The organism is Paucibacter sp. M5-1 (assembly GCF_027498415.2).
GTDB lineage: Bacteria > Pseudomonadota > Gammaproteobacteria > Burkholderiales > Burkholderiaceae_C > Roseateles_E.
In genome coordinates, this window is record NZ_JAPZLM020000001.1 from 2,175,851 (window position 1) to 2,201,616 (window position 25,766).

Annotated in this window: 26 protein-coding genes; 13 read left to right on the forward strand and 13 right to left on the reverse strand. The window is 68.8% G+C overall.

Features of this window, described 5'->3' with window-relative positions; genetic code table 11:
* Positions 1 to 13 precede the first annotated feature (13 nt).
* Positions 14 to 1,576 (reverse strand): ABC transporter substrate-binding protein, encoded by a 1,563-nt coding sequence (locus tag O5M90_RS10160; RefSeq protein WP_137941110.1) that lies wholly within the window; start codon positions 1,574 to 1,576, stop codon positions 14 to 16.
* Positions 1,577 to 1,714: 138 nt separating this feature from the next.
* On the opposite strand from O5M90_RS10160, the gene O5M90_RS10165 reads away from it, so the two are divergent.
* Positions 1,715 to 2,101, forward strand: a complete 387-nt coding sequence (locus O5M90_RS10165; RefSeq protein ID WP_269838662.1) for a RidA family protein — start codon at positions 1,715 to 1,717, stop codon at positions 2,099 to 2,101.
* Between the two features lie 45 nt (positions 2,102 to 2,146).
* On the opposite strand, the gene O5M90_RS10170 is transcribed toward O5M90_RS10165, so the two are convergent.
* The 3 genes from O5M90_RS10170 to O5M90_RS10180 all read right to left on the reverse strand — a co-directional run bounded on the left by O5M90_RS10170 (position 2,147) and on the right by O5M90_RS10180 (position 4,596).
* Positions 2,147 to 3,517, reverse strand: coding sequence for a HipA domain-containing protein (locus O5M90_RS10170; protein WP_269838661.1), 1,371 nt, complete (start codon positions 3,515 to 3,517; stop codon positions 2,147 to 2,149).
* The gene (locus O5M90_RS10175; protein ID WP_269838660.1) at positions 3,514 to 3,885 is read right to left on the reverse strand and encodes a helix-turn-helix domain-containing protein; all 372 of its coding nucleotides are present in this window, start codon (positions 3,883 to 3,885) and stop codon (positions 3,514 to 3,516) included. The genes O5M90_RS10170 and O5M90_RS10175 overlap by 4 nt, the downstream gene beginning before the upstream one ends.
* Positions 3,886 to 4,005: 120 nt before the next feature.
* On the reverse strand, positions 4,006 to 4,596 hold the full coding sequence (locus O5M90_RS10180) for a GNAT family N-acetyltransferase (RefSeq protein WP_262970017.1): 591 nt from the start codon (positions 4,594 to 4,596) through the stop codon (positions 4,006 to 4,008).
* Positions 4,597 to 4,795: 199 nt separating this feature from the next.
* On the opposite strand from O5M90_RS10180, the gene imuA reads away from it, so the two are divergent.
* From imuA to O5M90_RS10215, 7 genes are all read left to right on the forward strand, one after another.
* Positions 4,796 to 5,560, forward strand: a complete 765-nt coding sequence (gene imuA, locus O5M90_RS10185) for a translesion DNA synthesis-associated protein ImuA (protein ID WP_440402001.1) — start codon at positions 4,796 to 4,798, stop codon at positions 5,558 to 5,560.
* Positions 5,517 to 6,836 (forward strand): Y-family DNA polymerase, encoded by a 1,320-nt coding sequence (locus tag O5M90_RS10190; protein ID WP_440402002.1) that lies wholly within the window; start codon positions 5,517 to 5,519, stop codon positions 6,834 to 6,836. The genes imuA and O5M90_RS10190 overlap by 44 nt, the downstream gene beginning before the upstream one ends.
* A 79-nt stretch (positions 6,837 to 6,915) precedes the next feature.
* Complete coding sequence (locus O5M90_RS10195) at positions 6,916 to 10,089, forward strand: error-prone DNA polymerase (RefSeq protein WP_440402003.1); 3,174 nt, start codon at positions 6,916 to 6,918, stop codon at positions 10,087 to 10,089.
* A gap of 121 nt (positions 10,090 to 10,210) precedes the next feature.
* Positions 10,211 to 10,369: a hypothetical protein gene (locus tag O5M90_RS10200; protein WP_171018104.1), complete on the forward strand. Its 159-nt coding sequence runs from the start codon at positions 10,211 to 10,213 to the stop codon at positions 10,367 to 10,369.
* Between the two features lie 91 nt (positions 10,370 to 10,460).
* Complete coding sequence (locus O5M90_RS10205) at positions 10,461 to 10,946, forward strand: META domain-containing protein (RefSeq protein ID WP_440402004.1); 486 nt, start codon at positions 10,461 to 10,463, stop codon at positions 10,944 to 10,946.
* Positions 10,943 to 11,545 (forward strand): GNAT family N-acetyltransferase, encoded by a 603-nt coding sequence (locus O5M90_RS10210; RefSeq protein WP_269838655.1) that lies wholly within the window; start codon positions 10,943 to 10,945, stop codon positions 11,543 to 11,545. The genes O5M90_RS10205 and O5M90_RS10210 overlap by 4 nt, the downstream gene beginning before the upstream one ends.
* A gap of 54 nt (positions 11,546 to 11,599) precedes the next feature.
* Positions 11,600 to 11,821: a hypothetical protein gene (locus O5M90_RS10215; protein ID WP_137941120.1), complete on the forward strand. Its 222-nt coding sequence runs from the start codon at positions 11,600 to 11,602 to the stop codon at positions 11,819 to 11,821.
* Between the two features lie 15 nt (positions 11,822 to 11,836).
* Here O5M90_RS10215 and O5M90_RS10220 read toward each other — a convergent pair whose 3' ends face one another.
* The 5 genes from O5M90_RS10220 to O5M90_RS10240 form a co-directional block, all read right to left on the reverse strand.
* Positions 11,837 to 12,871, reverse strand: coding sequence for an extracellular catalytic domain type 1 short-chain-length polyhydroxyalkanoate depolymerase (locus O5M90_RS10220; protein ID WP_137941121.1), 1,035 nt, complete (start codon positions 12,869 to 12,871; stop codon positions 11,837 to 11,839).
* A 19-nt stretch (positions 12,872 to 12,890) separates the two neighbouring features.
* Positions 12,891 to 13,313, reverse strand: coding sequence for a CopG family transcriptional regulator (locus O5M90_RS10225; protein WP_269838654.1), 423 nt, complete (start codon positions 13,311 to 13,313; stop codon positions 12,891 to 12,893).
* A 44-nt stretch (positions 13,314 to 13,357) separates the two neighbouring features.
* Positions 13,358 to 13,855 (reverse strand): pyridoxamine 5'-phosphate oxidase family protein, encoded by a 498-nt coding sequence (locus tag O5M90_RS10230; RefSeq protein WP_137941123.1) that lies wholly within the window; start codon positions 13,853 to 13,855, stop codon positions 13,358 to 13,360.
* Between the two features lie 34 nt (positions 13,856 to 13,889).
* Complete coding sequence (locus tag O5M90_RS10235; RefSeq protein ID WP_137941124.1) at positions 13,890 to 14,651, reverse strand: PRC-barrel domain-containing protein; 762 nt, start codon at positions 14,649 to 14,651, stop codon at positions 13,890 to 13,892.
* Between the two features lie 100 nt (positions 14,652 to 14,751).
* Positions 14,752 to 15,672 (reverse strand): LysR family transcriptional regulator, encoded by a 921-nt coding sequence (locus tag O5M90_RS10240; protein WP_269838653.1) that lies wholly within the window; start codon positions 15,670 to 15,672, stop codon positions 14,752 to 14,754.
* A gap of 90 nt (positions 15,673 to 15,762) precedes the next feature.
* Between O5M90_RS10240 and O5M90_RS10245 the strand changes: the two genes are divergently transcribed.
* Positions 15,763 to 16,782: a zinc-binding alcohol dehydrogenase family protein gene (locus O5M90_RS10245; protein WP_269838652.1), complete on the forward strand. Its 1,020-nt coding sequence runs from the start codon at positions 15,763 to 15,765 to the stop codon at positions 16,780 to 16,782.
* A 6-nt stretch (positions 16,783 to 16,788) separates the two neighbouring features.
* On the opposite strand, the gene nudC is transcribed toward O5M90_RS10245, so the two are convergent.
* Positions 16,789 to 17,616 (reverse strand): NAD(+) diphosphatase, encoded by an 828-nt coding sequence (gene nudC / locus O5M90_RS10250; protein WP_269838651.1) that lies wholly within the window; start codon positions 17,614 to 17,616, stop codon positions 16,789 to 16,791.
* A gap of 101 nt (positions 17,617 to 17,717) precedes the next feature.
* On the opposite strand from nudC, the gene O5M90_RS10255 reads away from it, so the two are divergent.
* Complete coding sequence (locus tag O5M90_RS10255) at positions 17,718 to 18,680, forward strand: TFIIB-type zinc ribbon-containing protein (protein ID WP_269838650.1); 963 nt, start codon at positions 17,718 to 17,720, stop codon at positions 18,678 to 18,680.
* A 6-nt stretch (positions 18,681 to 18,686) separates the two neighbouring features.
* Here the strand turns inward: O5M90_RS10255 and O5M90_RS10260 are convergent, their stop codons facing one another.
* The gene (locus O5M90_RS10260) at positions 18,687 to 20,684 is read right to left on the reverse strand and encodes an SDR family oxidoreductase (RefSeq protein WP_269838649.1); all 1,998 of its coding nucleotides are present in this window, start codon (positions 20,682 to 20,684) and stop codon (positions 18,687 to 18,689) included.
* 188 nt (positions 20,685 to 20,872) lie between these two features.
* Here O5M90_RS10260 and O5M90_RS10265 point away from each other — a divergent pair, with 188 nt between their 5' ends.
* The 3 genes from O5M90_RS10265 to O5M90_RS10275 all read left to right on the forward strand — a co-directional run bounded on the left by O5M90_RS10265 (position 20,873) and on the right by O5M90_RS10275 (position 23,484).
* A complete protein-coding gene (locus tag O5M90_RS10265) occupies positions 20,873 to 21,520 on the forward strand; it encodes a phasin family protein (RefSeq protein ID WP_269838648.1) in 648 nt (215 codons plus the stop codon).
* 26 nt (positions 21,521 to 21,546) lie between these two features.
* A complete protein-coding gene (locus O5M90_RS10270) occupies positions 21,547 to 22,749 on the forward strand; it encodes a patatin-like phospholipase family protein (RefSeq protein ID WP_440402006.1) in 1,203 nt (400 codons plus the stop codon).
* 123 nt (positions 22,750 to 22,872) lie between these two features.
* A complete protein-coding gene (locus tag O5M90_RS10275) occupies positions 22,873 to 23,484 on the forward strand; it encodes a PEP-CTERM sorting domain-containing protein (RefSeq protein WP_262970031.1) in 612 nt (203 codons plus the stop codon).
* Positions 23,485 to 23,589: 105 nt separating this feature from the next.
* On the opposite strand, the gene O5M90_RS10280 is transcribed toward O5M90_RS10275, so the two are convergent.
* On the reverse strand, positions 23,590 to 25,077 hold the full coding sequence (locus O5M90_RS10280) for a carboxypeptidase M32 (RefSeq protein ID WP_269838647.1): 1,488 nt from the start codon (positions 25,075 to 25,077) through the stop codon (positions 23,590 to 23,592).
* 65 nt (positions 25,078 to 25,142) lie between these two features.
* Positions 25,143 to 25,625 carry a YqaA family protein gene (locus tag O5M90_RS10285; protein ID WP_269838646.1) on the reverse strand — a complete coding sequence of 161 codons (483 nt, stop codon included), beginning with the start codon at positions 25,623 to 25,625 and terminating at the stop codon, positions 25,143 to 25,145.
* Between the last annotated feature and the right edge of the window lie 141 nt (positions 25,626 to 25,766).

Here is a 25,766-nt window from a genome sequence, read left to right on the forward strand (position 1 = left end):
AGGGAGCCAGGGGTCAGTTCTTGACCGTGACGTTCCAGAAGAAGGGCCAGGCGGCCGGCTGGTAGTTCGAAAGCAGAGGGCTGCGCGCCGACAGGCTGGCGAACTTGCCGACGTTGACATAAGGCACTTCGTCGTAGACCACCTGTTGCACCTTGCCCCACAGCGCGCCGCGCTTGGCGGGGTCGGCCTCGCGGTTGAAAGCCTCCAGTGCGGCGGTCTTGGCCGGACTGCTCCACCAGCCCGGTGCGCCCTCGCCCAGTTGCGGCGGCGACAGCATCGGCTCGGGGAACTGACCCGAGTGCGTGATGTAGAGATCCCACAGCTTGGCTTCGCCGCGGCGCTGCACCAGGGTGGCCCAGTCGACCACATTGAGCTCCACCTTCAGGCCGGCGCGCTTGAACTGCTCGGCCATCAAGAGGGCCATGTTGTAGTGAAAATCGTACTGGCGGCTGGTCAGCACACGGAGGGTCTCGCCCTTGTAGCCGGCCTTCTCGGCCATGGCCTTGGCTTTTGCGGCATTGCGCTGGTTGTACTGCTCGGCGCCGGCGCTCGAATAGAACGGCGAGCCCTTGGGGAAGTGATTCGCCTCGGCGCTGAAGAAGCGCGTGTCGCCGAAACCGGCGGCCAGCATCTCGCCGCTGCCCATCGCGGTCTGCACCGCCTGGCGCAGCGCCTGGCTGGCCAGCGGGCCTTCCTTGGTATTGAAGACGATGTAGGGGAAGCCGAACGAAGGCGTCATCAGGGCCACGGTCTTGCCCTGGGCCTTGTCCAGCCGCGCCATCGCCTCGACCGGCAGCAGGTCGGCATAGTGGTACTGACCGGCCAGCGCACCCTCGACCCGGGTGTTGGCATTGGGCACCGGCACGAAGCGCAGCTCGGCGATCAGCGCCTCGCGCTTGCCGCCATAGCCGTTGGCCGGCTCCTTGCGGGCGCTGTACTGATCGAAGCGGCTCAAGAGCACATATTGATCGGGGCGGCGCTCCTTGAAGCGGTAAGGCCCGGTGCCGACAAACTCCTTCAGCGGCAGCGCGATCGCCTCCTTGGCCATGATGGCGGCCATGCCGGTGGGCAGGGCCAGCTGGGCCACCAGCGGCGCATAGGGATTCTTCAGCGTCAGCTCGATCTCCAGCGGGCCTAGCGCCTTCATGCCGGCCAGCTCCCTGGCCACGGCCTTGCCGCGCGGCGCGTTGTCCATCCAGCGCTGCAGGCTGGCGAGCACATCCTCGGCATTCAGATCGCGGCCCGAATGCAGCTTGACACCTTTGCGCAGCGCGATGCGGTAGGTCTTGCCGTCGGCCGAGACCTTGGGCATGGCCTCGGCCAGCATGGGCACCAGCTGCCACTTGGCATCGAAGGTGTAGAGCGGCTCGAACACATGCTGCATGATGGTGCCGACCAGATCGGCGGTGGAGGCCATCGGGTCCAGTGTCTGCGGCTCGGCCACCATGGCCAGCGTCGCATGGCCGGTGGCCGCGCCCTGAGCCAACGCAGGCTGCAAGCCGCCCAGCAGGACGGCACCCGCCAGGCCAGCGAGGACGCGGCGTCGCGCAAACAAGAAGGGGATGGCTGCTCGCATAGATGGCTCTCCGTCATGAAAATTAATTTCAATGTAGAGAACGATATCCAGGTTTAAGCCGATTAAACCTAGAGAAAACCCGCTGTTCAGCGAATGATGTTGAAATACACTTTCATTCATCCATCCTGAAAGCCAAGCATGCCATTGGAATACCTGGGCGCCCCGCCCGTCGCCTCCGACCAACAAGCCCGCCCCTTCTCGCCCGCCGTGCGGGCCGGCGATTTCATCTATGTGTCGGGCCAGGTGCCGGCCAATGCGGCCGGCGAGATCATCAGCGGCGGCATCGAAGCCCAGACCCACCAGGTGATGGCTAATCTGAAGGCCGTGCTGGCGCTGGCCGGCTGCACGCTGGACGATGTCTGCAAGAGCACCGTGTGGCTGGACGATGCGCGCGACTTCGGCGCCTTCAACCGCGTCTATATGAGCTACTTCCCGAACGGCAAACCGGCCCGCTCGACCACCGAGGCCCGCCTGATGGTGGACGCCAAGGTCGAGATCGACGTGGTGGCCTACAAGCCCAGCTGATCCGGCAAGACCCCGTCACCTGAGCTTTGAGACGCCGCCAGGCGGTCAAAGCAGATTTGGGGGCACTTGTGCGATGTCAGCGGCCTGGGCCGAACCCTTGGCGCAGCGCCTTTGCAGCCGCTCTTCCATGCGGGCCAGCAGCGCGGGCGGTACGCCTTGCTGCGCCAGACCGTCATGGGCATCACGGAGCAGCCGAGGCAAGATCCCGCTCAAGGCCCTGAGGCGTGCGGCGAGGTGCCGGGGTGCGAGCCGGCACTGCGCGGCCATGCTGGCCCACTCGAACGGCGTGAGTTCCTCGGGGCTGAAGGCGTCGCCGATGCCCATGGCAAAGCTGGTGCTCATATGCTCGTGGGCAACAGCTTCGACGTCGACGAGATCGTAGGCAGGCGCGAGGGTGAGCAGACCGGCCTGTGGGCCCACGAAGAACGACCAGTTTTTGCCATGGGCGTCGGAGTTGCCGATCAGGACATTGAAGAGCAGGCGGTCCAGCAACTGCGTGCGCATGGCCAAGGGCGCGGGGCTGAGGTCGGCGAGACCGAAGAGGCCGGGCAAGGTTGCGCCGTCGCGCAGGTGCTTCACGGCGTCCTGGTCGCCGTAGGCACGTTCGTACTTGAGCTCGGGAGCCAGCCCCAAGGCCTGGCAGGCGTCGATGATGTGCAGGCGCTCGATGCCACCGTCGCCGCTGCGCCGCCGATCGAACCGTTCGACGAGCAGGACCGGCTCGGGAACATGCAACAGCCGGGTCCTGGCCGTCGCTATGCCGGCTGCGGCGGCCAGGCGCATGCAGCTGTGCTCGATGGCCGGCAGCTCAGCCAAGCGGGCGTTGGCGGGCGCGGGCTTGAGGATGACGGTGGAGGCGATGCCGTCGCCGTTGGCGAGGAAGAGCTTGCCGCCGTCCTCATAGACGGCGATCTTGTCCTGCAGGCCGGCGATGGAGAGGCGCACCTTGCCGTCCCAGATGGAGAACGGTTGCTCGGGGCGACTGCGGATGCGCTCGCTCAGTTCGGCGAGCGGCAGGGGGCGAAGAGCTGGTGCTGCGGGCGATGGCGTGTCATCGAGCAGCGTCACGCGCAGGGCGCCCGCCGTCTCGGCGCCGAGGGCCGCGAGCAGCCCGGCCAGGTTGCCGCGCGCGAGGCCGTTGGCCTGGGCGGCGACTTCGAGCGCCTGGCCTTCAGGCAGCAGATTCTGGAAGAAGGCGCGGGCGATGGCCGAGCGCGTCTGCGCCGGCAGTTCGCCGAAGGCAGGGGTGCCCGCAGCATGGGCGGCGGTGAACAGCGGCATCTGCGGACTCAGCGGGAAACTGCGAGGCCCTTGCTGCCAAGCCTCGGCGTAGCTGAAGTCGAACAGATTGCTCGGCCCGTCGTGGGACAGCGTGCCGACGCGATCATGACCTGCCCAGATGGCGAGCTGGATCATGCGGTGTGCCCGCGTTCACGCGCCGGTTTCGCGGGGTCCGATGGGGCTGCGCTGGGGCCACCCCAGGGGCCCGGTTCGGTTTTCCGCAGGGTCTGCAAGGCCGTGGCGGCCTCGAATTGCGCCGCGAGGGGCGTGGCGAACACGGCCACGCCGAGCTCTCGCGCCACGCGCAAGGCGGTGCCGAGCGCGACGGTGCCCGAGCCCCCTTCCAGGGATCCTAGCGTCGCCTTGCTGATTCCCAGGGCCTGGGCGGCGGCTTCCAGGCTGATGCCCGCAGCGGTGCGCGCGGCGCGCACCGCCTGCCCGAATGCAGCGGCATCGCGGATCAGCGGGTCGGGAAAGGGCTCGGCCACCACTTTGCGCATCATTTCTCCTGCTTTGACAGGACTATAAGCGCTGCTTGCGCTTTACATGCGTTTTCGGATGGTTTGGCAGGTGGTTTGAGATGTTTCTGGCCGATGTCTCCAAAACACCTGCCTTGGCAGGCGCTAAGCCCCGAACGGCGTCGGCTCCGGCGGCGTCTTCGGCAGCGTGGCCCAGCGCGCCGCCGTGATCTCGTAGACCAGGCTGGGCGCCTGGCCCGGCACATCGGCCAGCGAGCCCTTCAGCAGCATGCCGATGCGCTCCAGCGTCTTGCGCGAGGGGGTGTTGGCCGGCTGCACCACCGCCTGCACGGCGGGGGCATGCAGGATGTCGAAGGCCTGGGCCAGCGCTGCCTGGGCCATCTCCGAGGCATAGCCGCGACCCCAGGCATGGGGCCGGAAACGGAAATACAGATAAAGGCCCGGCTGGCCGCCGATAGGCCTGTTCATGATGCCGCCGCAGCCCAGCAACTGCTCCGGGTGCTCGCGCTCGGCAATCACCCAGTAGCCGAAGCCCTGGCTCTGCCAGTGAGCCAGCCAGCCTTGCAGCAAGCTGGCAGCGGCCTCGGCGGAGTGCAGCGGGCCGCCGGGGCTGAAGCGGTTGGTGACCGGATCGGCATGCAGGCCGTAGATCTCGTCCAGGTCCTGTTCGCGAGGGGCTCGCAGCAGCAGGCGAGCCGTTTCCAGCGGCATCGACATCTCTTCTCGCGAACTCATGAGCGGCAACCTCCCGATACGCGCCGATACAAGTCGGCGCACCCCAGGGTTTTAACCGATATGGCGAGACCGGCGCGGGTTGTTACCCCCTTGCTCGAGCGGTAGCAGCACAGCGAGGCCAAAAACTGCACACCGCAGCCGCTACATCTGCCGGCCATATACTGTATAAACATACAGTTATTGAATCATTGCAGTCCCCATGCACGCCCCCCTCTCCCTGCTCGAAGGCCCGCTGCGCCAGTCGCTCTGGCGCGGCTCCGAGCTGGCCCATGGCAGCAGCCCGGGCCTGCCCAGCGGCTTCGCCGCGCTGGACGCCGCCCTGCCCGGCGGCGGTTGGCCAGGCCGCAGCCTCAGCGAGATCCTGCAGCCGCGCCCGGGGGTCTGCGAGTTCCGGCTGCTGGGACCGGCACTGGCGGCAGCCCAGGCCGGCGGGCGCAGCCTGTTGCTGATCAACCCGCCCTTCACACCGCATCTGCCCGGCCTGGCGGCCTGGGGCCTGAACAGCAGGCAGCTCGTCTGGCTGGCCCCCGCCACGCCGATCCAGATCCTGTGGACGCTGGAGCAGGTGCTCAAGGCCAATGCCGCCGGCGCCGTGCTGGCCTGGCTGCCGGCCTCGACGCGGCCCGAGCAGCTGCGCCGGCTGCAGGCCTGCGCGCTGGGGGCGCAGGCGCCCTGCTTTGTGTTCCGGCCCGAGCCGGCGGCGGCGCAATCCTCGGCCGCGCCACTGCGCCTCGTGCTGCAGCCCCAGGAAGCCTGGGGCCTGGAGCTGCGTCTGATCAAGCGCCGCGGCCCAGCGCTGGCAGCGCCGCTGCGCCTGCAGGCCGTGCCGCCGGCGCTGGCTCCGGTGCTGGCGGCACGGCTGCTGAACGCCTCGCGGCCGGCCCCGCTGGCCCCCAACAGATCGCCACAGGAGTTGCGCGATGCACTGGCTCGCCCTGCGCGCATCGTCGCCCTCGACGCCTGAGGGCCCGTCCACCGAGGCGGATCTGCGCGCCCTGGGCTGGTGGGCGCTGCAGTTCACGCCACGGGTGGCACGGCTGGAGGAGGCCGTGGTGCTGGAGGTCGGTGCCAGCCTGCGCCTGTTCGGCGGCGCGCAGCGCCTGCACCGGCGGCTGTGGCGCGAGGCTAGGGATCTGGGCCTGGCCGGCATGGCTTGGGCACCGACCAGCCTGGGCGCGTTGGCGCTGGCGCGTGTCGGTCAGCACGACGGCCTGAGCACGCCGCTGGACGAGTTGCTGGACGCCCTGCCGCTGGGCACGCTGAGCGCCGCCCGCGCCCATGAGGCCATGCTGCTGCGCCTGGGCTGCCGGCGCCTGGGCCAGCTGCGCACGCTGCCGCGCCGCGCCGTCGGCCGGCGTTTCGGCGATGGCCTGCTGCTGGCCCTGGACCGTGCCTACGGCCACAGCCAGGAGGCCCACGCCTGGCTGCAGGCACCGGAGCGTTTCGAGGCACGGCTGGAACTGCCGTTTCGCATCGAGCACGCCCCGGCCCTGGTGCATTACGCCGAAGCCCTGCTGCGCCAGCTGTGCGGCTGGCTGGCCGCACGCCAGGCCGGCGTCAAGCAGCTGACCCTGGCCTGGCAGCACGATGCGATGCGCGGCCGCGATGTGGCGCTGGACGGCGCGCTGCAGTTCGGCACTGCCGATCCGAGCCGCGATCTGCGCCATCTGAGCCGGCTGCTGACCGAGCATCTGGCGCGGCTGGAGCTGGCCGCGCCGGTCGGCGAGCTGAGCCTGCGCGCCGATGAGGTGATGCTGCGCCCCGAGCAGGCAGCCAGCCTGCTGCCCCTCTCTTCCGGTTCCGGGCCCGACGAGGCCACCGAACCGCTGCCGCGCCTGCTGGAGCGCCTGGCCGTGCGCCTGGGGCCCGAGCGGGTGCGCGCCGGCCAGCTGCTGGAAGACCACCGGATGGAAGGCATGCAGCGCTGGGAGCCCTGGCCCGGCCCGGCTCGCCCTGCAGCAGCGCGCGCGCCGCTGGTGCCGCAGCCCGCCTGGCTGCTGGAGCCGCCGCAGCGGCTGGAGGTGCGCGCCAGCCAGCCGAGCCATCTGGGCGAGCCGCTGCAGCTGCTGACCCGGCCGCAGCGCATCGAAGGCGGCTGGTGGCAGCAAGGCGCGGGGCCGGGCGTGGTGCAGCGCGACTATGTGCTGGCGCTGAGTCCGCAGGCCGGGCTCTTGTGGATCTACCAGCAAAGGCTCTCCAAGGACGAGGCTGGCTGGTTTCTGCATGGGGTGTTCGCATGAGCGGCCGTTCGCCGGGCCGCCCCAAGAACGGCCAGGCCCCCTCGGGGGGCCGACCGCGTGCCTGCGGGCGGGGGGCTACATGATCCCCGAGTACGCGGAACTGCATTGCCTCAGCAATTTCAGCTTTCTGCGCGGCGCCTCCAATCCCGAGGAGCTGGTCGAGCGCGCACACCGGCTGGGCTATGCCGGCCTCGCGATCACCGACGAATGCTCGCTGGCCGGCGTGGTGCGGGCCTATACCCAGCTCAAGCGTCTGCGCGAGGCCGAGCCGCAGGCCGCCCTGCCTCGCTTGCTGATCGGCGCGGAGTTCCTGGTGCGTGACGACGCGGCAGGTGATCCGGAGTTCAAGATCGTCGCCATTGCCCGCCATCTGGAGGGCTACGGCAACCTCTGCCAGTTCATCACGATGCTGCGGCGCGAGAGCGCGAGCAAGGGCCAGTACCGGCTGCACCGCGCCCAGCTGCAGCCCGGGCGGCTCGCCGGCTGCCAGCTGATCCTGCTGCCGCGTCGAGAGGCGGACGACGACGCTCTGCTGGCACCAGCGCTGTGGCTCTTGCGCCATCACCCGGGCCAGGCCTGGATCGGCGTCGAGCTCTTGCGCGAGATCGGCGACGAGCTGTGGCTGCAGCGCCTGCGCGCGGTGGCCGAGACCACCGCGCTGCCGCTCGTGGCCTGCGGCGATGTGCATATGCATCTGCGCTCGCGCAAGCCGCTGCAGGATGTGATGACCGCCACCCGGCTGGGCAGGCCGGTGCGTGACTGCGGCCTGGACCTGCAGCCCAATGCCGAACGCCATCTGCGCAGCCGGCTGCGGCTGGCCCAGCTCTATCCGGCCGACCTGCTGGCGCAGACCCTGGTCTTGATGGCGGGCTGCAGTTTCTCGCTGGACGAGATCCGCTACCAGTACCCCAGCGAGGTGGTGCCGGTCGGCGAGACGCCGGCCAGCCATCTGCGCCGGCTGACCTATGCGGGCATGCAGAGTCGCTGGCCGGACGGCGTGCCCGACCAGTGGCGCGAGCGCATCGATTACGAGCTGGCCCTGATCGAAGATCTGAAGTACGAGCACTATTTCCTGACCGTGGCCGACATCGTCGCCCATGCGCGTCACCTCGGCATCCTCTGCCAGGGCCGCGGCTCGGCGGCCAATAGCGTGGTCTGCTACTGCCTGAAGATCACCTCGGTCGACCCGGGCCGCAGCACCCTGCTGTTCGAACGCTTCATCAGCAAGGAGCGCAACGAGCCGCCCGATATCGATGTGGACTTCGAGCATGAGCGGCGCGAGGAGGTGATCCAGTACCTCTACCGCAAATACGGCCGCGAGCGCGCCGCGCTGGCCGCCACCGTGATCAGCTACCGCGCCAAAAGCGCGATCCGCGATGTGGGCAAGGCGCTGGCCATGGACGAGCCGCTGCTGGAGCGGCTGGCGCTGGACCACCATGGCTGGTCCGAGGAGTCGCTGCCCGACGAGCGCCTGAGCCAGCTCTGCGCCGAGCTCGATCTGGACCCCGGCGGGCAGCCGCTGCGCCAGCTGGTGCAGCTCTCACGCCAGCTGATGGGCATGCCGCGCCATCTGAGCCAGCATGTCGGCGGCTTCGTGCTGACCCAGGGCCCGCTGGACCGGCTGGTGCCGATCGAGAACGCGGCGATGAAAGACCGCACGGTGATCGAGTGGGACAAGGACGATCTGGACAGCGTCGGGTTGATGAAGGTGGACGTGCTGGCCTTGGGCATGCTGAGCTGTCTGCGGCGCTGCTTCGACTTCTACCGCCAGTGGCGCGGCAAGGATTACGACCTGGCCAGCATCCCCGAGGGCGACCCGCCGACCTACGAGATGATCTGCAAGGCCGACACCGTCGGCGTGTTCCAGATCGAGAGCCGTGCGCAGATGTCGATGCTGCCGCGGCTGCGGCCACAGAACTATTACGACCTGGTGGTCGAGGTGGCCATCGTGCGGCCCGGGCCTATCGAGGGCGGTATGGTGCACCCCTATCTGAAGAACCGCGCCGAGCACCGTGCCGGCCGCCAGATCGACTACCCCCAGGGCCTGAAGCCGGCACTGGAACGCACCTTCGGCGTGCCGATTTTCCAGGAGCAGGTGATGCAGGTCGCGATGATCGCCGCCGACTTCACGGCCGGCGAGGCGGACCAGCTGCGCCGCGCGATGGCGGCCTGGAAGCGGCCCGGCGATCTGCAGCAGTTCTACGAGAAGATCATCGGCAATATGCGCCGCAACGGCTACGAAGACGAATACGCCGAGCGCATCTTCAAGCAGATCAAGGGCTTCGCCTCCTATGGTTTTCCGGAGTCCCACGCTGCCAGCTTCGCGCTGCTGACCTATGTGTCCTGCTGGCTCAAATGCCATGAGCCCGCGATCTTTCTTTGCGCGCTCTTGAACTCGCAGCCGCTGGGTTTCTACACGCCGAGCCAGCTGGTGCAGGACGCGCGGCGCCACGGCGTCGAGGTGCGGCCGGCCGATGTCAGCCTCAGCGCGATCGACAGCAGCCTGGAGCCTGCGCCCGATGCCAAACAAGACCTGGCCGTGCGCCTGGGCCTGCGCCTGGTGTCCGGCCTGTCGGCCGAGGCGGCCCAACGCATCGTCGCGGCGCGTGCCGAGGCGCCGTTTGCCGATGCGCAAGACCTGGCCCTGCGTGCAAGACTGGAGCAGCGCGAAATGCAGCAGCTGGCCGCCGCCGACGCGCTGCTATCGCTGGCCGGGCACCGTCGCCAGCAGGTCTGGCAGGCGACGGCCTGGCACAGGCTGCCACCGCTGCTGCGCGAGGCCGGGGCGCAGGAGGCCGAGGGCGAGGCCCAGCTGGCGCTGCCCGCCGCCGCCGAGGGCGAGGAGGTGCGCTGGGACTATGCGGCCACCGGCCTGACCCTGCGCAGCCACCCGCTGGCCATCCTGCGGCCGCAGCTGAGCCAGCGCGGCCTGCTCAGCTCGACCGAGCTGCTCGGCTGGCCCAACGGCCGCAGCGCCCGCACCTGCGGCATCGTCACCGTGCGCCAGCGCCCGCAGACCGCCAAGGGCACGATCTTCGTCTCGCTGGAGGACGAGGGCGGCAATGTGCAGGTCATCGTCTGGGCCGATGTCTACGCCAAGCACCGCTCCACCATCATCGGCGCCCGCCTGCTGGCCGTGCGAGGCCGCTGGCAGAAGGAAAAAAACGGCGTGGCCCATCTGCTGGCCCAGGACTTCAGGGACCTCTCGCACCTGCTGGGGCCCATCCTGATGCCCAGCCGGGATTTCCATTGAGGCGGGCCTTGCCGTGGTCGTTGCTGAAACGCGAATGCTTTTTTGCGGCCCGGCTGGTTTTTCTGCCGACCCGGCCCTTTTATCGTTGAGTCCACCAATCACCAATGACCAGGAGCTGAGCATGAAACAACCGACCCGCCACCTGTTGGGACCAAAACCGCACCATTACGTCACGGCCGTCAACACCGATATCCGCCGCACCTTCCGGCGCTTCCGCCTGCTGGCACGCCTGCAACAGAAGCTGCAGGCGCCGCCAGACCCGATCCCGCAGGCCGCCTGAGGATGGACATCGCGAGTGACAGTGCGGTCGGAGCAGACGCTATCCTGAGGGTCTCCCATCTCACCCGCGTTGAATCACAAGGATGATTTCGATGAAGACCCGACTTTGTCTGACCCTGCTGAGCGTCATGCTGAGTGCTTGCGCCACCCCGGCTGCCGTCCCCCCGCCGCCGAGCGCGAACCCGCCGGCCCCCCCCGCATCCGCAGCAAAACCCGACCCCCTGCTGATCGCCGAGGGCCGCGAATGGCGGCTGGTGGAGCTGATGGGCCAGCCGGTCAAGCCCGACGCGGGCGGGCGCGTGCCGACGCTGAGCTTCAAGCTCGACGGCCAAAGCCTGCGCGTCAGCGGCCACAACGGCTGCAACGGTTTCTTCGGCCAGGCCGAGCAAGGCGCGCCGCTGCGCCTGCGCTTCGACAAGCTGGCCAGCACGCTGCGCGCCTGCCCCGACATGAGCCTGGAGCAGCAATTCATGCAGGCGCTGGAGCGCACCGACAGCTACCACGCCGACACCAAGCAGCTGCAGCTGCACCGCGCCCGGATGGCGCCGCTGGCGCGCTTCGAGCCGGTGACGCCGTGAGCACCAAGCACCCACTGTTGTTTCGCGTCGATGAGCTCGTCGCGGCACGCCGCTTCGACCCCGCCGACGCGCCGCTGCTGCAGGCCTTTCTCGAGGCCAACCCCGAGTATTTCGAGCGCATCGGTGGCGCGCCGCCCAAGCCCGACGAGGCCGCCACCGAGCTGGCCGAGCGGCCGCCGGCAGAGCTGAGCTGGCGCGAGCACTTCAATATCGGGCTGTGGCGCGAAGCGCCGGACACCGCGCCGGCGCTGATCGGCATCGCCATCGTCGACAGCGATCTGGTGATCGAGGGCTGCTGGCATGTAGCGCTGTTCATCATCGCCACGGCCCTGCATGGCCAGGGCATCGCGCCGCGCTGCTACCGGGCGCTGGAGCAATGGGCGGCGGCTCAGGGCGCGCGCTGGATGCGGCTGGGCGTGGTGCTGGGCAACGCCAGGGCGGAGGCTTTCTGGCGGCAGCTGGGCTTTGTCGAGCTGCGCCGCCGCGAGGGTGTGCCGGCCAACGACAGGCTCAACACGGTGCGCGTGCTGCTCAAGCCCCTGCGCGAGCCCGATGTGGCGCCCTATCTGGCCCAGGTTGCGCGCGACCGGCCCGAATGAGGGCGGGCGCTGCTATCCTCGGCCGCAAACCCAACAGCCCAGAAAGCGCCCACCATGAACACCGTTCGGATCGCCGCCATCGCCCTGATCATCGCCGGCGTGCTGGGTTTGCTCTACGGCAACTTCAGCTACACCAAGGAAACCCATGATGTGAAGCTGGGCCCGATCGAGCTGTCGGTCAAGGAGAAGCAGACCGTCAATGTGCCGGGTTGGGCCGGCGCGGCCGCGATCGCGCTGGGCGTGGTGCTGCTGGTGGTCGGCGGCCGCAAGCCCTAGGCCCGCGCCTCGCCCTCAAGCCCGCGGGTTGGCGAAGAAGAAGCGCAGCATCTCGGCGCTGGCGTCCGGTCCCTGCGGGTCGGTGTAGGACCCGCCGGCACGGCCGCCCGACCAGGCATGGCCGGCGCCATGCACCAGCCAATGCTCGGCACGCGGGCGGCCCTGTGCATCGCGGTAGATGTCGCGGGTGTAGGCCCGTCCCTGCGAGCCGCGCTCGCGCTCAGGGGCCGCCATGCCGGCGGCGGCGATCTGCTCGCCGTTGCGCGGATGGACGGTGGCGTCCCGGTCGCCGTGGAAAACAATGGTCGGCGGGCTGTCGGGCGCTGACGCGGGACGGTCGCCGGCGCCGCCGCGCATCGCCGCCAACGCCGAGGGCAGATCGCTCGCCGCCCCCGCCGGCAGGCCGGAATGCACGCCCACAGCCGCGAACAGCTCCGGGTAGCAGGAGCCCAAGATTGCCGCCATCGCGCCGCCGGCCGACAGCCCGGCCACATAGACGCGCCGTGCATCGATGCCGTATTGCTGCATCACCTGCCGGGTCATGCCGGCCAGCAGTGCCGGCTCGCCGCTGCCACGACGCTGATGGTTGTGCTTGAACCAGTTCCAGCAACCGGAGCTGTTGGCGTGCTTCGTCTGCGCCGGATAGAGGACCAGGAAACCCTGCGCCCGCGCGGCCTCGTTCATGCCGGTGCCGCGCGCGAAATCATCGGGATCCTGGCTGCAGCCATGCAGCATCAGCACCAGGGGCAAGGACTGACCCTGGTGATAGCCGGGCGGCACATAGAGCTTGTAGGCCCGGGTGCCGGCCGCCCCGGTATGGCTGCCGGGGAGAAACTGTTCGCCAGCGGCGGGCTCGGCGGGCTCGGCGTGCGGGACCTCGCGCGCCTCGACGTCGATGACATCGCCCTGATCCGCGTGCGCGGTCGCGCCGGTTGGCGATGGCGTGGCGGCACCCAGCGCCGACTGGATCAGCGCGGTGGCGGCCCGCAGATCGCCGGCCTGGGTCAGGCGCGTGGCCTCGGTCATCAGATGGCCGAACGATGAGTTCATGGGGAGGGTCTCGGTAAGGTCAGCGGATACGGTCGGCCAACGCCGCCTTGACCGCCGGGCTGGCATGCAAAGCGCCCAGCACGGTGATGGATTCGATGGCCGCCAGCGCGAGTTCCGGGCTGACGTCCGTCGCGATGCTGGCCAGGCCGAGCACGCGAATCTGCAAGGTCTGGCCGGCGGCCTGCAGCGCGCGGAAGTCGTCAGCGCTGAAGTGCTGGATACCCAGCACCAGGGTCTTGCGCGCCACCGACTGCCGGACGGCCTCGGCATGCGTGGCCAGCTGGTTGCGGATTGCTGCCCGGATCAGATCGCTGCGGTTGGCATAAAAGCCTTCCTGCACCAGCAGGTCGATCTGACCCAGGTCGACAAAGCCGAGATTGATGGTGATCTTCTCGTCGACAGGTCGACCGGGAGCCAGGGAGGAGGTGCTGCGTGCGGGCATAAGTCCATATTAGCACCATCCACTTGGATGGAAAGATGAAATTTCTAGCGCAGGCGGATCTCGCCGCTCTCGCCCAGCGAGGTGGGCGGCTTGCCGGTGACCACCGCCTTGGCCATGGTGTAGAGCTGGGTGAGCTTGCTTTCCTTCATGTCCCAGTAGTGGGCGTGGATGATCTTGACCTCGACCAGGGCCAGATCCGGGTCATCGACCCCGCCGGGGAACCAGGCCTTGGCCAGCGGCGACCAGAGCTCGCAGGCCTTGGCCATATCGCTGACCACTCTGGCGCTGCCCGAGACCGAGACATAGCGGTCCTGATCGGGGTCGGCATAGGCCAGGTTGACCATGGCCTCGGCGGCCAGCTCGTCGACCGGCTCGCCGCTGCGCGACATGAAGAACCACAGGCAGTCATCGTCCTCCAGCTTCTGGTTCTGCGTGGTCATCGGCCGCGAGTGCAGATGGCTGTTGTCATGCAGGGTGGTGAACATCGCGAAGCGGATGTCCTTGATCAGGTCCCACAGCTGTTGGCGGGGTGTGGTGCTCATGGGCGCTCTTTCGCTGGGTTTGGGTGCATCGTCTTCAATCCCAGTAGCCGGGCCGGCCATGGGCTTGGTGCAGCCGCTCCTCGAACTCGCGGTTCAGCAGCACGCTGTCGTCGTATTCGGGGCTGTTCTTGATCTGCTCGCGCGTCAGCTGGGTGTAGACAGTTTTCTCGCTCCACTCGATGCGGTCGATCCAGTGCGTGGCGATCAGCACCTTCTTGCCGCCCGGCCACCAGTTGCGCGTGTCGACCACCAGATAGCGGATCGCCCAGGAGGCCTCGTCGAAGATGAAGTCCTTGACATGGCCGAGGCTGCCGTCGAGCGCATGGATGTCGTAGCCGCTGACATTGGCGCTGCTGCGCAGATGCACATCCTCGGGGGCCAGGTCTTGCTCGGCGCGCTCGATTTCGGCCTGGCTCTGCAGGCCGGTCGGCGGCAGCACCGGCAGGGCCTCCATCGCCCACAGACCGACACCGCCCCAGTACTGCGGATAGTTGTAATAGTCCAGATAGACCCGCTCATGGCGGCGCGAGACCGGCTTGTGGGTGTCGATGCCCGGGCTTTTCTCGACCTGCTCGCGGCTGAGTCCGACCTGGATCTCCTTGACCCGGCCCAGCGGCGGCTGCACCGCATAGGGCGAGATCAGCACCTCGCGCCCGGCCAGCCAGGAGCCGGTATCGACCACCAGATAGCGGATAGTCCAGGCCTGATCATCGAAATAGGCTTCCTTGACCTCACCGACCTCGCCATCGCTCGCGCTGAGCGTGGATCCGCTGAGTTGGCTGATGCTGTTCAACATGGCAAGACTCCTTGGGCTCTCACTGCAATGCCGACAGCTTGCCCTGCATCCTCGCCGCTGCCTGTAGGACAGCCGGCCCTTGCCATGCCGGAAAACCACGCTAGGCCAGATGCGTCGCCAGATGTTCGACCAGCAGCCGCAGCCGCTGCGGCATGAAGCGCTGGCTGGGCATCACCGCATGCAGCGGCAGCTCGTCGCCGATCCAGTCCGGGAACAGCTCGACCAGGGCGCCGCTGGCCAGGCTGGCGCGCACATCGAGCTCGCTCTTGTAGATCACGCCGCGGCCCTCCAGCGCCCAGCGATGGGCCAGCGCGCCGTCGTCGCAGCTGCGCCGCCCACGCACCCGCAGCAGCAGCGGCGTCGCCTCGGGCTGTTCACGCGGGCGCAAGCGCCATTCCTGCTCGATGCGGTTGCGTATCTTCATCGTCAGGCAGTCATGCGTGGCCAACTCGCTGGGATGCGCCGGCCGGCCGGCACGGGCCAGATAGGCCGGTGCGGCCACCACGCAGCGCCGCACCGCGCACAGGCGCCGCGCCACCAGACGCGAGTCGGCCAGCTCGCCATAGCGCAGCGCCAGGTCGACATCGTCACGCACCACATCGAGCAGCGAGTCGCTGACGCTGAGCTGCAGTTCCAGACCCGGATGCTGATCGAGGAAGGCATCCAGCAGCGGCAGCAAGACCTGGCGCGTCAGATCGCTGGAGGCGCTGACGCGCAGCCGGCCGCGCAGCAGCGTGCGCGAAGCCGCGCCGGGGCCGCCCTCATCGAGCAGGGCCACGCCCTCGTCGAGCAGTTCCAAGGCCCGCTGGCCGTAATCGCGCAGCCGCTCGCCGGCGGCGCTCAGGCGCAGCGCCCGCGTGCTGCGCTCGACCAGGCGCACGCCCAGCCGGGTTTCGAGCTTCTTCAGCATCGCGCTGGCGGCCGCCGGCGTGATCTGCAACGCGCGCGAGGCGGCCGTCAGGCTGCCGCCGCGTGCGCATTCGATGAGCAGGCGCAGCTCGTCTGTATTTTCAATTTTCATTTGAAACTGAATCATATTAAAGCGGCTTTTTAAGAAAGCCGGCAAGCCTCACCATAACAGCCATCGCAATGTTTCCCGAAGGAGTTCCCCATGCAAGCCATCGGCTATTTCAAGGCCCAGCCCATCACCGCCGACGAGTCCCTGCTCGATCTCGAACTGCCCGCACCGACGCCCGGCCCGCTCGATCTGCTGGTCGAGATCTGCGCCATCGCGGTCAACCCGGTCGACGCCAAGGTGCGCGCCAGCCGCAACAGCGCCGACGGCCACACGCCGGTGCTGCTGGGCTGGGACGCGGTGGGCATCGTGCGCGGCCTGGGTCCAGCGGTGCAGGGTTTCGCCCTCGGCGACCGCGTCTGGTATGCCGGCGACATCACCCGCGCCGGCAGCTATGCGCAGTTCCAGACGGTGGACCATCGCATCGCCGCGCTGGCCCCGCGCAGCGCCAGCGACGCCGAGGCCGCCGCGCTGCCGCTGACCGGCATCACCGCCTGGGAGCTGCTGTTTGATCGGCTGGAAGTGCAGGCCCGGCCCGAGCGGCCGGTCAGCCTGCTGGTGACCGGCGCGGCCGGCGGCGTTGGCTCCATCCTCGTGCAGCTGGCGCGCGCGCTGCCGCACCTGACCGTGATCGCGACGGCCTCGCGGCCCGAGTCCGCCGCCTGGCTGCGCGAGCTGGGCGCCCATCACGTGATCGACCACAGCCAGCCGCTGGCCGCGCAGATCGCCGCGCTGGGCGCCGCGCCGCTGCGCTATGTGGCCAGCCTGACCCACACGCCGCAGCACTTCGGCCAGCTGGTCGAGGCCCTGGAGCCGCAGGGCCGGCTGGCCTTGATCGACGACTTCGCGCCGGAGCAGCTCAATGTGATGGCACTGAAGGGCAAGAGCCTGTCGCTGCACTGGGAGATGATGTTCACCCGCTCGATGCACACCACCTACGACATCGCCGAGCAGGGCCGGCTGCTGGCCGAGCTGGCCCGCCGCATCGACGCCGGCGAGCTGCGCAGCACCCTGGGCCAGGTGCTCGGCACGATCAATGCTGCGAACCTGAAAAAGGCCCATGCGCTGATCGAGAGCCAGCGCAGCATCGGCAAGCTGGTGCTGGCCGGTTTCTAAACGCCGCTAAACCTCGCTCAGCGCCGCCACCTGATCGCGGATCAGGTGGCCGGCGATCGAGAAGCGCGGCGGGATGCCGGGCAAGCCGTCGAGCGGGAACCAGCGTGCATCCTCGATCTCGCCGGCCTGCGGCACGATCTCGCCGTCCACCCACTCGGCCGTGTAGGCCACCATCAGGCTGTGCGGAAAGGGCCAGCTCTGGCTGCCGTAGTAGCGCAGATTCGTGACCCGCACGCCGACCTCCTCGGCCACCTCGCGGTGCACACAGTCCTCCAGCGATTCGCCGGCCTCGACAAAGCCGGCCAGCGCGCTGTAGAAGCCCGGCGCATAGCCGGGCGAGCGCGCCAGCAGCAGCTCGGGGCCGGCGGCCGTGCGGCGCCACACCAGGGCCATCATCGCCGGGCTCAGCCGTGGGTAGCAGACCTGGCCGCAAGCCGGGCAGCGCCGCGCCCTCTCATGCGCCAGCGCTTCGGTCGCCGTGCCGCAGACGCCGCAAAAGCGATGGGTCCGCTCCCACTCCAGCACCTGGGCCGCACGCCCGGCCAGCTGCATCAGCGGCTCGGGCAGTGTCATCATCGCGGCGCGCAGCGGCAGCGCCTCGAAGCCCGGCGGCGCCTCGGCCAGTTGCAGCGCCCAGCAATCGCGCTCGTCCAGCCGGCCGAGATAGTGGCGGCGCCCCTGCACCGGCTCGAACAGGGCCGGCGGCTGCGGGCTCAAGACCTGCTCGCGCAGCAGCAGGCGGCCTCCGACAAAGACGAAGTGCCAGGCCTCTGCGGTGCTGGCTGCGGGGTCGGCGGACGAGGCGGCAGGAAAAACGGCGGCGTGGAATTGCATGGGGGTGGACTTTATGCCGAAGCCGTTAAAGTCGTTGGCTGTCGTCGTAGCCAGCTTCGCAGCCTCTCACAGTCATCTTGACGCGACCTTTTCCCCCTTCCATGCAGCTGACCGGCCAGCCCCACCAACTCCCCTGCCCCCAATGTGCCGCGCCGATGGCGCATCTGAACCTGGCCAGCCATGGCAGCGCGAGCGTGCCGGTGGACCATTGCGCGCCTTGCCGGCTGGTCTGGTTCGACCGGCTGGAGTCGGTGCAATTGGCAGGCCTGGGCTGGATCGCGCTGCTGCGCGAGTTGCAGGAGCCGCAGGGGCCGAGCGCGCCGCTGCCGGCGCCGCGTGCGGCCAAGCTGGCCTGCCCGGTTTGCCGCGTCACGCTCAAGCCGGTGCAGAACAGCACCCGCTTCGGCCGCTTCCCGGCGCTGGAGTGCCCGAGCTGCGGCGGCCATCTGCACAGCCACGCCGGTGTGCTGGCCGAGCGCGGCCTGGTGCGACCGCTGCTGCCGGCCGACCGCCGGGTGCTGCAGGACGAGCGCCGCGCGCTTTGCTGCCTGAACTGCGGCGCGCCCGCCGAGGGGCGCGAGGAGGCCTGCCGATATTGCGAGAGCCCGCTGTTGATGTTGGACCTGCCGCGCCTGACCCAGGCGCTGCGGCTGGGGCCAGGCCGTGACCCACAGACCGGCGAGCGCCAACGCCCCGCCGCGCTGTGGGCCTGGGCCTGCCACGGCTGCGGCGCGGCGCTGGACCCGAGCCGCCACACCGCCTGCACCCAATGCGGCCATGCGGTGCTGGCGCCCTCGCTGCTGGACCTGACACCGCTGCTGGACAAGGTGGAGGCCGAGTGGCGCGCCGATATCGCGGCCAGAGCCGCACGAAGGCAGTCTCAGACCGCGTCGGCGCTGCGCCCCAACAAGCGGACCCGCGACTGGCGGGACACCACAATGGCCCGTATGTTGGACCAACTCAGGGGAGACGCTGACGACGATGCCCCGACCGGGGCCGCGCTGCTCACCGTGCTGTGTGGAATCTTGCTGTTTCTGCTGCTTCGATGGTGGCTGGGCGGCTGACCAGACTCAGAAGTGAATGCCCTTCATCATCTGCTGCAGCGCAATCGCTTCGGCAGAGAGCTGGGGCTTGCCGCCCTTCTCGCCCTTGGCCGCATCGCTGTCCGGGAACATGCGGAAGCTGGTGTTCATCGCGATCTGCGCCACCCGCGGCGCCAGCGCATGCATCAGCTGGCCGGTGATGCCCAGCCGGGTCGCGATGCGCACCGGCTTGGCGATGCAGGCCTGGGCAATCATGTCGGCGGCCTCCTCGGGCGCCAGGGTCGGCACATTGTTGTAGATCTTGGTCGGCGCAATCATCGGCGTGCGCACCAGCGGCATATTGATGGTGGTGAAGGTGATGCCCTGGTCGGCGAACTCGCTGGAGGCGCAGCGGGTCCAGGCGTCCAGCGCGGCCTTGCTGGCCACATAGGCCGAGAAGCGCGGCGCATTGGTCAGCACGCCGATGCTGGAGATATTGACCACATGGCCCTTCTTCTTGGCCACCATGCCGGGCAGCAGGCCCATGGTCACGCGCAGGCAGCCGAAGTAGTTCAGCTGCATCGTGCGCTCGTAGTCGTGGAAGCGCTCGTAGCTGCCCTCGATGGCGCGGCGGATTGAGCGGCCGGCGTTGTTGATCAGGAAGTCGACACCGCCAAAATTCGTGCTGATCCAGGCCATCAGCTCGGCGCAACTCTGCTCGTTGGCAATATCGGCCGAGAAGCTGTGCACCTGGGCCTTGGGGCCGGCGAAGCTGCGGATCTCCTGCTCGGCCTCGGCCAGCTTGGCAGCGTCGCGCGCGCAGATCAGCGTGATCGCGCCGGCCTCGGCAAACTTCATCGCTGCCGCCAGGCCGATGCCCGAGGAGCCGCCGGTCACCAGCACCACCTTGCCGGCGGTCGCCCCCTTCAGGCTGCGGTCGATGAAGAGGTCGGGGTCGAGATGACGCTCCCAGTAGTCCCACAGCCGCCAGGCGTAGTCCTTCAGGTTCGGGCAGGCAATACCTGACCCTTTCAGCACGGCCGCGGTCTCGCGGCAGTCGAAGCGGGTCGGGTAGTTGATGAAGGTCAGCATGTCCTCGGGCAGGCCCAGGTCCTTCATCACCGCATGGCGGATGCGCCGCACCGGCGCCAGCGCCATCAAGCCCTTCTTGACGCTCTTGGGGATGAAGCCCAGCAGCGCGGCGTTGACGAACAGATTCATCTTCGGCGCGTGGGCGGCCTTGGAGAAGATGTCCAGCACATCGCCGACGCGGTAGCCCACCGGGTCGACCAGATGGAAGCAGGCGCCGCTCTTCCTGGCCTGCTGATGGCTGATGTGGTCCAGCGCGTTGACGACGAAGTCCACCGGCACGATGTTGACCCGCCCGCCCTCCAGGCCCACCGAGGGCATCCAGGGCGGCAGGATCTGGCGCAGGCGCTGGATCAGCTTGAAGAAGTAGTAGGGGCCGTCGATCTTGTCGGCCTCACCGGTGGCCGAGTCGCCCACCACCATGGCCGGCCGGTAGACGGTCCAGGGCCTCTTGCACTCCTTGCGCACGATCTTCTCGCTCTCGTGCTTGGTCATGAAGTAAGGGTGATCGAGGCCCTCGGCCTCCTCGAACATGTCCTCGCGGAACACGCCCTCATACAGACCGGCCGCCGCGATCGACGAGACATGGTGGACATGGCCGGCCTCGATGGCCTGGGCGAACTCGACCAGCGCGCGGGTGCCGTCGATATTGGCCCGCACCTGCTCGTCCTCAGGCGCGGCGAGGTCGTAGATCGCGGCGAGGTGGTAGACATGGTCGACCTTGCCCTTCAGCGCCTTGATCTGATCGGCCGCCACGCCCAGCTTCTTCGCATTCAGATCGCCGAACACCGGCAGCGCGCGCGTCTTGCCGACGCCCCAGAACTCCAGCAGGGCCGGCACCTTGTCGCGACTCTCCTCGCGCAGCAGGAAATGGACCGTGCTGCCGCGCCGCGCCAGCAGTTTCTTGACCAGGCGTTTGCCGATGAAGCCGGTGGCGCCGGTGACGAAATACTGCATGCTGTGTCTCCATTGGGATGTTTGCGGCCATTCTTGACCAACTGCGCCGGGCCGCCGCTGCGCGCTTTCCCGAAGCTGGCGCTTTCCCGGAGGTGGGCGATAGAGCGCACTCACTAGGATTGACCGCTGCGGCCGCCTGTTGCGGCCCTATAGTGAAGCCACCCTCCACAGACATAGGACCGCAGACCATGGTCAAGAAGCTTCAGAAGATGGCCGCCAAGAACAAGGCCGGCTCCAACGGCGCTATCCCTGGCATCCCGGCCGGCCTGCTGGACAGCCAGCTGGCCCAGTCCGTCAAGGACTCGGCCCAGCAGATCTGGGCCGCCGGCCTGGGCGCGTTCGCCAAGGCCCAGGGCGAAGGCGGCAAGGTCTTCGAGGCCCTGGTCAAGGAAGGCCTGACCCTGCAGAAGAAAACCCAGAGCGCGGCCGAAGAGAAGCTCGGCGCCGTCACCAGCAAGATGAGCGGCATGGCCGGCGAGGTCGGCGCCAAGGCCGGCCAGCAGTGGGACAAGCTGGAGTCGATCTTCGAGGAGCGGGTAGCCAGCGCGCTCAAGCGCCTGGGCGTGCCTACCGCCAAGGACATCGACGCGCTGATTGCCCGCATCGACGCGCTGAGCGCCGCGACCGGTGTCAAGCCGGCGGCCCGCAAGGCTGCGGCCAAGCCGGCAGCGAAACCGGCGGCCAAGGCCGTCACCAAGCCCGCACCCAAGGCCGCAGCGAAGACAGCCACCAAGAAGCCTGCCGCCAAGAAGGCCGCCGCGCCCAAGGCAACACCTGTCCCCAAGGCCGCCCCGCGCAAGCGCGCCGCCAAGCCGGCCGCCGCCGCGCAGGCCTGAGCGCGCTAGTCGCCACTCACTGATCCATGCCCGCATCGAAGCGCCGCGCCCCCCGGCGCGGCCCCGCACGCATAGGCCTGGCCCTGGCCGGCGGCGGGCCGCTGGGCGCCATCTACGAAATCGGCGCGCTGTGCGCACTCGAAGAAGCGATTGACGGGCTGGACTTCAGCGCCTGCGATGGCTATATCGGCGTCAGCGCCGGGGGCTTCATCGCGGCCGGCCTGGTCAACGGGCTGACGCCGCGCGAGCTCTGCGCCGCATTTATCGAAAACGATGCCGAGGCGCCGGTCAGCTTCGAGCCCAGCCTGCTGCTGCGCCCCGCCTGGGACGAGTATCTGGCGCGGCTGGGCAGCCTGCCGGGCCTGCTGGGCCAGGCGCTGTGGCAGACCGCCGTGCAGGGCCGCTCGCTGCTGGCCGCCTTCGAGCGACTGGGGCGCGCGCTGCCGACCGGGCTGCTGAGCGGCGACGTGATGGCCGAGCAACTGCGCCAGCAGTTCAGCCGGCCAGGCCGCAGCGACGACTTCCGGCAGCTGCGGCGCCCGCTGGTACTGGTGGCCACCGATCTGGACAGCGGCGAGGCCGTGCCCTTCGGCACGCCGGGCCATGACCATGTGCCGATCTCGCGGGCGGTGCAGGCCAGCGCGGCGCTGCCGGGGCTGTTCCCGCCGGTCGAGATCGAGGGCCGCCATTTCGTCGATGGCGCGCTGAAGAAGACCATCCATGCCTCGGTGCTGCTGGACCGGGGGCTGGACCTGCTGATCTGCCTGAACCCGCTGGTGCCCTACCAGGCCGGCTTCGACGAGCATGCGCGCATCCCGCGCATCGCCGATGGCGGCCTGCCGCTGGTGCTGAGCCAGACCCTGCGCGCGCTGATCCATTCGCGCCTGGAGCTGGGGCTCAAGCGCTACGAGCTGAGCCACCCGGACACCGACATCCTGCTGTTCGAGCCCGATCCGCGCGACGCCGAGATGTTCCTGGCCAACACCTTCAGCTATGCCCAGCGCCGTCATCTGGCCGAGCATGCCTACCAGGCCACCCGCGGCGCGCTGCTGCAGCGCTACGCCGAACTGGCCCCCAAGCTGGCCCGGCAAGGCCTGACCCTCAGCCGCTCGGTGCTGCAGGACCGCCAGCGCCGCCTGCTGGCGCCAAGCCGCCTGACGCCCACCGAGGCGGCGCTGCAGCGCCTGCGCGACACGCTGGGCCGGCTCGAAGAACGCGCCTCGGCGTGATCTGCATCACGACCGGGGGCTGAACCCCCTGCGCGCAGGGGGATGGCAGGGGCCGAGCCGGCTGCAACACTGCATGCCATGCGCTGCCAACCAGCAGCAAGCCTTCCACCCTTCGGAGAACTCATGCGCAAAGCCCTCATCGCCGCCCTGCTCGCCAGCCCCCTGCTGGCCCTGGCATCGCCGGTCAATCTGGTCAACAACGGCAGCTTCGAAGCCGAGATCAAGGCCAACGGCCAATGGTCGAACTACAGCAGCCTGACCGGCTGGAGCGCCGGCGCCCGCGGCGTCGAGCTGCGCAACAACATCGCCGGCAGCGCGCTGGACGGCAGCAACTTTGTCGAGCTCGACACCACCGGCAACAGCTGGATCAGCCAGACCATCGCCACGGTGGCCGGCCAGTGGTATTCGCTGGAGTTTGCCTACTCGAACCGCGCCGGCGTAGCCGCCGCCAGCAATGGCCTGGCCTGGAGCTTCGGCGACGCCTCGGGCACCGCCGATGCGCAGGCCCTGATCAGCGGCAACCATCAATGGCAGACCGGCAGTGCCCTGGTGCAGGCCAGCGGCTCCAGCATGGTGCTGCGCTTCGAAGCCCTGGGCACCAGCGACTCGCTGGGCAGCTCGCTGGACCGCGTCTCGGTCACCAGCGCCGTGCCCGAGCCCGAGAGCTATGCGCTGATGCTGGCCGGCCTGGGCGCGATGGCCCTGGTGGCTCGCCGCCGCCGCGCGCAACAGTAAGATTTTTTGGTGGGACGCGCTGCGGGGTAGAGACCACAGCGCCTTCTCAAAAACAAGGGCGCCTCGGCGCCCTTGTGCGTTTCAGCCCGGACCTCAGCCCGGACCTCAGCCCAGATAGCGCGACTCGAGATGGGCCTTGAAATGGGCCGGATTCAAGGTCTCGCCGCTGGCGCGCCTCACCAGCTCGGGCGTCTCCCAGCGGCTGCCCTGGCTCCAGATATGGGTGTTGAGCCAGTCGAACACCGGGACCAGGTCGCCGGCAGCGATGCGGGTGTCGAGCTCGGGCATGGCGCGGCGCATGGTCGCGAACCATTGCGCCGCATACATCGCGCCCAGCGTGTAGCAGGGGAAGTAGCCGAACAGGCCGGCGCCCCAGTGCACATCCTGCATCGGCCCGTTGCGGTAGTTGCCGCGCGTGTCCAGACCCAGCAGTTCCATCATCTTGGCGTCCCACAGCGCCGGGATGTCCTCGCACTCGATCTGCCCTTCGATCAGCGCGCGCTCGATCTCGTAGCGCAGGATGATGTGGGCCGGGTAGGTGACCTCGTCGGCATCGACGCGGATATAGCCCGGCGCGACCCGCGTCATCAGCCGGTTCAGGTTCTGCGGCGCGAAGGCCGGCTGCTCACCCAGATGGCGGCTCACCAGCGGGCTCAACAGGCCGGCAAAAGCCGGGTGGCTGCCCAGCTGCATCTCGAAGGACAGGCTCTGGCTTTCATGCAAGCCCATCGAGCGCGCCCGCGCCACCGGCTGGCCCAGCCACTCGCGCGGCAGGTTCTGCTCGTAGCGGCCGTGGCCGGTCTCGTGAATGGTGCCGGTCAGGCTGGGCAGAAAGCTGTCCTCGCGGTAGCGCGTGGTCATACGCACATCCTCGGGCACACCGCCGCAAAAGGGATGGGCGCTCTCGTCGAGCCGGCCGGCCTCGAAGTCAAAGCCCATCAGCCGCATCGCGTCCTGGCCCAGCGCACGCTGGGCTGCGGTCGGGAACGGGCCCTGGGCCTGCAGCACGGTCTCGCCGGCCTGTTTGGCCTGCACCGCGCGGATCAGGCCCGGCAGCCATTGGCGCAGCTCGCCGAACACGCGGTCCACCTCGGCCGCGCGCATGCCCGGCTCGTACTGGTCCATCAAGGCGTCGTAGCGGCTCAGGCCGGTGCTGTCGGCCAGCAGCTGCGCTTCCTGGCGGGCCAGGCGCACGACCTCGCGCAGATTCTCCAAATAGCCGGACCAGTCATTGGCCGGGCGCTGGCTGCGCCAGGCATGCTCGCAGCGCGAGATCGCCAGGCTCTTGGCCTCGACCAGGGACTGGGGCAAGGCGTTCGAGCTCATCCAGGCGCGCCGCATCTCGCGCAGATTGGCGCGCTGCAGCTCGTCCAGCGACTCGGTGGCCGCCGCATCCAGCAGGCTTTTGAGCGCCGGCTCAGTGGCCAACTGGTGCATCAGCCCGCCCATCTCGGCCAGCGCCAGCGAACGGGCCTCATTGCCCTTGGCCGGCATATTGGCCGACTGGTCCCAGGAGGCGATGGCTTGCAGGTGAGCCAGGTGGTGCAGGCGCTGGTGGCGCTGGCGCAGATCGTCGTAGGCGGTGGTGCTCATGATGTTGAGTGGGGCTGGTGGGTCGAGATGGTGCGAATAGGGGCCGGTGGGCGCCGCTGGCATTGTCAGGGAAACACCCAGAGCAGGGCCGCCGTCATGATGAAGTAGCGGCCGAACTTGCCGATCGCCATATAGAACACGCAGGGCCAGAACGGCAGCCGCAGCCAGCCGGCCACCGCGCACAGCGGGTCGCCGACCAGAGGCAACCAGCTCAGCAGGCAGGCCTTGGCGCCGAAGCGTTCCAGCCATTGCAGCGCGCGGGCTCGCGCCGGCGGGTGGTGCGCGGCCCGTTCGTAAAGCCGCTCGGCCCCAAAGCCCATCCACCAGCTGATCGCGCCGCCGACGGTGTTGCCGGCGGTGGCCACTAGCACGGCAGGCCAGAACATCTCGGGGTTGAGCTTGACCAGGCCGAACACCGCCGGCTCCGAGCCCATCGGCAGCAAGGTGGCTGAGACCAGTGCGATGATGAAGATCGCCGCCAGGCCGACCCTGGGCAGGGCCAGCGCCGCCAGTAAGGCGGCCATCAGCTCATGCATCCAGGTTTCCATGCAGCGATTATCCAGGGCGCCCAGCGCACCGATGCATACAAACGGGGGTAATCGTCGGCTTGCGGGATAGTGGCGGCCATTGCAGACTCGCGGCAGGGATGCCGTCCGCGCGTCTGTGATAGAAAGGTCGACAAGACCCGA

Excerpts from the sequence above, each read along its gene's own strand:
- O5M90_RS10160 (WP_137941110.1), bottom strand. The coding sequence starts at position 1,576 with ATGCGAGCAGCCATCCCCTTCTTGTTTGCGCGACGCCGCGTCCTCGCT.
- O5M90_RS10165 (WP_269838662.1), top strand. The coding sequence starts at position 1,715 with ATGCCATTGGAATACCTGGGCGCCCCGCCCGTCGCCTCCGACCAACAA.
- O5M90_RS10170 (WP_269838661.1), bottom strand. The coding sequence starts at position 3,517 with ATGATCCAGCTCGCCATCTGGGCAGGTCATGATCGCGTCGGCACGCTG.
- O5M90_RS10175 (WP_269838660.1), bottom strand. The coding sequence starts at position 3,885 with ATGATGCGCAAAGTGGTGGCCGAGCCCTTTCCCGACCCGCTGATCCGC.
- O5M90_RS10180 (WP_262970017.1), bottom strand. The coding sequence starts at position 4,596 with ATGAGTTCGCGAGAAGAGATGTCGATGCCGCTGGAAACGGCTCGCCTG.
- imuA (WP_440402001.1), top strand. The coding sequence starts at position 4,796 with ATGCACGCCCCCCTCTCCCTGCTCGAAGGCCCGCTGCGCCAGTCGCTC.
- O5M90_RS10190 (WP_440402002.1), top strand. The coding sequence starts at position 5,517 with ATGCACTGGCTCGCCCTGCGCGCATCGTCGCCCTCGACGCCTGAGGGC.
- O5M90_RS10195 (WP_440402003.1), top strand. The coding sequence starts at position 6,916 with ATGATCCCCGAGTACGCGGAACTGCATTGCCTCAGCAATTTCAGCTTT.
- O5M90_RS10200 (WP_171018104.1), top strand. The coding sequence starts at position 10,211 with ATGAAACAACCGACCCGCCACCTGTTGGGACCAAAACCGCACCATTAC.
- O5M90_RS10205 (WP_440402004.1), top strand. The coding sequence starts at position 10,461 with ATGAAGACCCGACTTTGTCTGACCCTGCTGAGCGTCATGCTGAGTGCT.
- O5M90_RS10215 (WP_137941120.1), top strand. The coding sequence starts at position 11,600 with ATGAACACCGTTCGGATCGCCGCCATCGCCCTGATCATCGCCGGCGTG.
- O5M90_RS10220 (WP_137941121.1), bottom strand. The coding sequence starts at position 12,871 with ATGAACTCATCGTTCGGCCATCTGATGACCGAGGCCACGCGCCTGACC.
- O5M90_RS10225 (WP_269838654.1), bottom strand. The coding sequence starts at position 13,313 with ATGCCCGCACGCAGCACCTCCTCCCTGGCTCCCGGTCGACCTGTCGAC.
- O5M90_RS10230 (WP_137941123.1), bottom strand. The coding sequence starts at position 13,855 with ATGAGCACCACACCCCGCCAACAGCTGTGGGACCTGATCAAGGACATC.
- O5M90_RS10235 (WP_137941124.1), bottom strand. The coding sequence starts at position 14,651 with ATGTTGAACAGCATCAGCCAACTCAGCGGATCCACGCTCAGCGCGAGC.
- O5M90_RS10240 (WP_269838653.1), bottom strand. The coding sequence starts at position 15,672 with ATGAAAATTGAAAATACAGACGAGCTGCGCCTGCTCATCGAATGCGCA.
- O5M90_RS10245 (WP_269838652.1), top strand. The coding sequence starts at position 15,763 with ATGCAAGCCATCGGCTATTTCAAGGCCCAGCCCATCACCGCCGACGAG.
- nudC (WP_269838651.1), bottom strand. The coding sequence starts at position 17,616 with ATGCAATTCCACGCCGCCGTTTTTCCTGCCGCCTCGTCCGCCGACCCC.
- O5M90_RS10255 (WP_269838650.1), top strand. The coding sequence starts at position 17,718 with ATGCAGCTGACCGGCCAGCCCCACCAACTCCCCTGCCCCCAATGTGCC.
- O5M90_RS10260 (WP_269838649.1), bottom strand. The coding sequence starts at position 20,684 with ATGCAGTATTTCGTCACCGGCGCCACCGGCTTCATCGGCAAACGCCTG.
- O5M90_RS10265 (WP_269838648.1), top strand. The coding sequence starts at position 20,873 with ATGGTCAAGAAGCTTCAGAAGATGGCCGCCAAGAACAAGGCCGGCTCC.
- O5M90_RS10270 (WP_440402006.1), top strand. The coding sequence starts at position 21,547 with ATGCCCGCATCGAAGCGCCGCGCCCCCCGGCGCGGCCCCGCACGCATA.
- O5M90_RS10275 (WP_262970031.1), top strand. The coding sequence starts at position 22,873 with ATGCGCAAAGCCCTCATCGCCGCCCTGCTCGCCAGCCCCCTGCTGGCC.
- O5M90_RS10280 (WP_269838647.1), bottom strand. The coding sequence starts at position 25,077 with ATGAGCACCACCGCCTACGACGATCTGCGCCAGCGCCACCAGCGCCTG.
- O5M90_RS10285 (WP_269838646.1), bottom strand. The coding sequence starts at position 25,625 with ATGGAAACCTGGATGCATGAGCTGATGGCCGCCTTACTGGCGGCGCTG.